This is a genomic window from Mycetohabitans sp. B2, from assembly GCF_021733735.1.
In the GTDB taxonomy this organism is placed as follows: Bacteria; Pseudomonadota; Gammaproteobacteria; order Burkholderiales; family Burkholderiaceae; genus Mycetohabitans; species Mycetohabitans rhizoxinica.
In genome coordinates, this window is the sequence record NZ_JAHKSP010000013.1 from 1 (window position 1) to 5094 (window position 5094).

Below are 5094 nucleotides of genomic sequence, written 5' to 3' on the forward strand. Positions count from 1 at the left end.
GAAGCCGACCGGCAATGCGGAGTTGGACAAGACGCTGGGCAACATTGTGGCGAATGTGATGTCGAGCGTGGCGGGGGGCGTGGTCGGTGGGGCACAAGGGGCGCAGGCGGCGTACAACGTTGATCGGTTTAATCGGCAGTTGCATGAAGACACGAAAGCGAAGGAGCAGACGCTGGCGAAGAAGCTAGCGGCGGAGAGCGGCGGCAAGTACACGGTGCAGCAGATCGAAGACCAGATGGCGCAGATGAATCTGATGACGTCGGATGGCGGGATGTTGCCGGGAAATGTGCGTGTGGCGTCGGGAGATAAGCCGCAGGATGGTACAGCTTGGACTCTTTATGGGGTGAATAGGGCGGGTCAGACGGTATGGACGCAAAGCCTTGGATCGGGCGATGCGGATTTGCAAACGTATATTGTAAAGGGAGCACAAGGTAGCGGGTTCTCGTATCAACCGACAACGGATAAATTTACCCAATATTCTGCCGGTGTTTCGGGAACGTTGATGCTGCCGTTCGTTGGTGCCGGTGGAGGCTTGAGTATGGGAATTTCCACAGATGGAACAATGGCGGGAACATCACCGTTCATTCAGGTTCAAGCTAACGGCATGGCAAGCGCGGGAGCGTACGCTGGGGTAGGCGGAAGTGTGGGCGTTAGTCATACAAATGGTCCTCTGACGTCTGGCGCTAGCACTGGAGGATACGCAGAATTGGATGCGGGCTTTGGACCGTCAGGCGGAGCAAATTTCTCAATTAACGATAACGAAACCATTGGCGGAATTGGTGGGGCAGCACCTATGAAGGTATTCCCTGGTGTTGGCTATGGAGCTGGGATCGGCGCAGGTCTTTCGACGACATCCACAATTGTTCTCCCATCGTGGAATGATCTATTCGGGCATAAAAAATGAACTCTAGAAATGCAGATATCTTTAAAACAATTGTTATCTATGCTCTAGAGGCTGCATTTTTCTATGCGCTTTCTTTTTTTGTGGTCTACCTTGTCGCCCCTTCTAAGGCGGTGTTTCTTGCAGGCTTGTCATTATTTTTCTTTGTGTGCGCATGTCTTATTGGGCGACCGGCAGCGCCGCATTTATTGTTCATGCTGCTTACTCGTCCAGCAATTTTTCTTATGTGCTTCGTTGTGATCGGCTTTGGGGTATTCGGAACGGGAGAGCCTGATTTGACGGTATTTGCTCCTGCCCTTTCACTATCTTTGCTCGGTGCTGCATTTGCAGAACGAGTAGAAAAATCACATCATAAGAAAGATAAGGCAGACGAGTGATCGGCTCAATAGGACGTTGCATTCGGATGCAAATCTGCGCAAGGACGAAAGAAAGCGCATTGAACGAGATATCGCGCCTGCGTATGCGGCGGCACACGCCGGAATGACGATGGAGGATGCTACCGATAGGCTCGCGGCCCAGTTGTTGCGTCAGGTGGATACGGCGGCGGCAAGTCAGGGCGGTTGGGACCAGGATGCATCGAACTATTTGAATGCGTATGCGGCGGCTCATCCCGGTGAGACGATCGGGAAAGACCAGTGGGGCAATGCGGTGCCGTTGTTTGGTACGGCGGCTGGGTATCAGCGTAACGACAGTACGATTTTCAGTGTGGCGCCGCAGACGACGAACCCGCCGCCTCAGTTAGGCTTGGGTGCGGTCGGAGGATACTTGGCCGGGATGGGATAAAGGCTGGCTGACACGATCGGACATCCATTGGATACGCTGTGAGGTGGGGTTAAAGGCGCCTATGGGCTTATCACGGATCCTCAGGAATGCAGGAGGCGATGCGTCATGTGGTGACGCAGGCAGGGGGAGGGAACTTTGGGCCGGCTGGTGAGCAGGTGGGGCAGCAGTTTGGTTTGATGGTCGTGAATACGGCGGCAGGTATTGGGACTGGGAAGACGGGGATGAAATTTGTGCCGGTGTTCATGACGGGAGTCGGCGGTGCGTTGACCGGCTCAGCACTGCAAGGTCAGAACCCGAATGCGGCGATAGGGGGCGCGGCGGTGGGGACGGTAATTGGGTATCCGATTGCGGCCAAAATTGAGGGCAAGCTCAATGACGTGCTGAATCCTTGGTATCGGCAGGAGTGGGTGGATGTTGGGATGAAAATGTCGAAGTATGTGCCGCCGAACTTTATTCCATCATGGACGGGCGGTTTCGGAGGTGGCGTTATACAAGAAAAAGCCGGCGCGGCTGTGCAAACAAGATAGATGAAGCCGGTAAGAAATGACATCGAAGACTGCCTTTGGATGGTTTCGTTGGGTACATAATGTGTTGCTCTGGTTTATCGTGGCAGCCCTAATCGTGACAATAAGTGAACTGATTGCCGGCCCTGTGCTGCAATGGCTGCTGTACGACATTCCGTATCAATTGCCCACGTGGAATCGGGCTGGCCGAATGGTGGTGTTCGTCGTGGTATCCAGTTTGTTGATTGGCACATTGATATGGTTCTACGAAAAGAAGTCATCAGGTCGATAGTCTGATGAACAACCAGCATATGCTGAGTTCATTGCCTGCTGCAGTGTCTGGAATAATGGGCACGCGCCGGTGATCATGCTGGTGTGATGGTAATGCGCGGGTGCCAATAACCGACGCTGAAGAGGACGTGCTGACCGGATAGGAGTCCGGCGTAAGCGAGCAAGTCATTGGTGATCTGCATCCACGGGAAAGCGATGCGTTAGGTCTGAGTGAGCGTGCTGTTTACGCTTGCGTTTCGCAAGATGGCGGACAAAAACGCAGAGCGCGATCAGCGATGCCGAGATCGAGATCACGAACCCCGATCAGCAAAAGCAAGATATCGCGGGGCTGAACCGCCATATGACGAATCTGAACGGCCAGGTGGACAAGACGCCGGACGTCCAGCAGACCTTACAGAATCAGGGTGAGCTGATGAGCGCGATGCGTGACGCCGGTGAGGCGGTTGCGCGGCGGATCGGGGATGTGGCGGATGCTAAACGCGACGCTTTGCTCAAGGCGGCCGAGGAGAGCGACGATCCGCAACTAAAGCAGCAGTATCTAGCTGAAGCGGACCAATGGGATGAGAGTGGCAGCTACCGCGTTGGCCTGCAGAGTGCGGGCAGTTCACTGGTGGGGGGCATTGGCGGAGGGCTGTTGGGGGCGGCGCACAGTGGCGCGGGTTCGTTGGTGTCGGCGTTGCTGGCGAATAAGCTCGATGAGGTGAGCCGGCAGATTGTGGATCAGAAGTTGACTGGCAATGCGGAGTTGGACAAGACGCTGGGCAATCTGGTGGCGAATGTGATGGCGACCGCGGTGGGGGGCGTGGTCGGCGGGGCGCAAGGAGCGCAGGCGGCGTACAACGTTGATCGGTTTAATCGGCAGTTGCATCTAGAAGATAGGCAGCGTATCAGAGAACTCGCAGGAAAAGATGAAATTAAAGAAGCTCGGCTGGCGGCAGCAGCCTGTGCGACGGTGAAATGCTATGCGGAATACCCAGAGGACAGTGCGGCCTATCAGCATTTCAAGCAAATCGCGGAATTCGGTGCGAGCGATGCGTTGGCCGATGAACGCCGGATACTTTCGCAACAAGATGGCCTGTTCGGTTATACGACGTCGGGCTTATTCAGTGACGCGAATATCGATGCTGCGAAACAGTGGAACAACACGTATCAGTTCACGTCTCGGGGTGCGGGGGCAGCGCAAGCGACATTGGGTGCGATGGGTGTTGCCGGAGCAGTAGCGAGTGCGCCTATAACGTGTACGACAGGCCTTGGCTGCGTGGCGAATGCATTTGTGGCGGGTACAAGTGCGGATGTACTGATAGCGGGCGCGAAGCAGACGGTGTCAGGGCAGCCGGAATCGACCTATTTGAACCAGGCGTTGACGGGGCTTGGATTGTCGCCGGGTGCGGCAAGTCTGCTTGAAGCGGGATTGGGATTGGGCAGTGCAGTGACGGCGGGAGCGGTGGCGAACGCGATTACCGACCGGGCGGCGGCGTTGAACAAGCTGGGCACGGCCAGTTATAAAGAGTTTGTGACCGATGGCGTTAAAGTGCCGCCAGAAATGATGCAATCACCCCAAGCGCAAGCATTGATTCGGGAGATTCGGATAGGAAACCCAGGCATGTCTGAAGAACGTGTTACGGAAATTGCTCAACGCTACATGAGGTCAGGCGCGAATTTGCCCCAAATGGGGACGGCAGCGCCCGGTGCGACGTTGGTGAAGGTGGTGCCGAAGGGCGATAGCATATCGCCGTACAGTGGTTATTGGATGAGTCTTGAGCAGGCCCGCGCAATCACAACGATGACACCTGAACAGGCGGGCCGGGTATTGGGTTTACCGGCAGCCCAAGCGGCTAACATGATGAGTAAAGGTGTGGATTACTACGTTATTACGCCCAAAGCGGGCGTTGCGCCGAATGTGTTTGTATCGGAAGTTGCGGGAACTTTGCAGGGAATGGTGACGATGCCTGGAGGGGCTCAGCAAGTCATTGTGCCGAACCGAGGTCAGTGGATTGAGCCGTTCAAGATTAATCCATTTACGTTGCGTTGAGGTGAAGTGTGGATAAGGTCAAGAATTTGCAAGAGAAGGCGCGTGCATTGCACGAACTATTGGTTCGCTATGCCAAAGTAGATGACGATGCAGAAATGGTGCTGGGTTTTATGAGCAGCTTATTTGAGGAGATTGAACAGGGTAAGGTGGTTCCTCCGGTGGAGGACAGACATCAATGGTACTTTGCAGATACCGAGAGCCCGTTATTCAAATATGATGATTTAGGTGAGATACATGCTCAATATTCTCATGCTTTAGAAGATTGGTAGATATGACGTCACATGAATGTTTTCGTTCGCGCAGCGCTTCGCTTCAGACGGCAGTTGCATCCGCAGGAGAGGAAGTGAATCAGTGATCGTGAAGCGATGTATGCGAAGCGCTACGGTTTGACCGCTGAACAGGCGCGTGAAGAGTTGACAATACAGGCAAACCTGCAAATACAGAATGACTCGCCAGGCGAATGGAATCAGCGAACCCTTGAATTTCTGAAATCACGGCAGCGTGGTCAGTTCGGTCAAAGGCCGCGTGACGATCGAGGCGGATAACGAACTGCACGTGAAAGGCAGCGAGCTGATCGCCGCGAA

General features: G+C 54.7%; 6 protein-coding genes and 1 pseudogene. All 7 read left to right on the forward strand.

Annotated features, from left to right (window positions below):
- Window positions 1–904 (forward strand): annotated as a pseudogene (locus KPG66_RS02005) (hypothetical protein); the annotation flags it as partial.
- Window positions 901–1278, forward strand: coding sequence for a hypothetical protein (locus KPG66_RS02010; protein WP_237069872.1), 378 nt, complete (start codon window positions 901–903; stop codon window positions 1276–1278). The pseudogene KPG66_RS02005 and the gene KPG66_RS02010, both read left to right, overlap by 4 nt.
- 16 nt (window positions 1279–1294) lie before the next feature.
- Window positions 1295–1684, forward strand: a complete 390-nt coding sequence (locus tag KPG66_RS02015) for a hypothetical protein (RefSeq protein WP_237069873.1) — start codon at window positions 1295–1297, stop codon at window positions 1682–1684.
- Between the two features lie 86 nt (window positions 1685–1770).
- The gene (locus tag KPG66_RS02020; RefSeq protein WP_237069874.1) at window positions 1771–2211 is read left to right on the forward strand and encodes a hypothetical protein; all 441 of its coding nucleotides are present in this window, start codon (window positions 1771–1773) and stop codon (window positions 2209–2211) included.
- 16 nt (window positions 2212–2227) lie between these two features.
- Window positions 2228–2479, forward strand: coding sequence for a hypothetical protein (locus tag KPG66_RS02025; protein WP_237069875.1), 252 nt, complete (start codon window positions 2228–2230; stop codon window positions 2477–2479).
- A 228-nt stretch (window positions 2480–2707) separates the two neighbouring features.
- Complete coding sequence (locus KPG66_RS02030; RefSeq protein WP_237069876.1) at window positions 2708–4510, forward strand: hypothetical protein; 1803 nt, start codon at window positions 2708–2710, stop codon at window positions 4508–4510.
- 8 nt (window positions 4511–4518) lie between these two features.
- Window positions 4519–4779 carry a hypothetical protein gene (locus KPG66_RS02035; protein WP_237069877.1) on the forward strand — a complete coding sequence of 87 codons (261 nt, stop codon included), beginning with the start codon at window positions 4519–4521 and terminating at the stop codon, window positions 4777–4779.
- Window positions 4780–5094 lie beyond the last annotated feature (315 nt).

What these genes read in the sequence shown, in the direction of transcription:
- KPG66_RS02010 (WP_237069872.1), top strand. Translation starts at nt 901, where the DNA reads ATGAACTCTAGAAATGCAGATATCTTTAAAACAATTGTTATCTATGCT.
- KPG66_RS02020 (WP_237069874.1), top strand. Translation starts at nt 1,771, where the DNA reads ATGCAGGAGGCGATGCGTCATGTGGTGACGCAGGCAGGGGGAGGGAAC.
- KPG66_RS02025 (WP_237069875.1), top strand. Translation starts at nt 2,228, where the DNA reads ATGACATCGAAGACTGCCTTTGGATGGTTTCGTTGGGTACATAATGTG.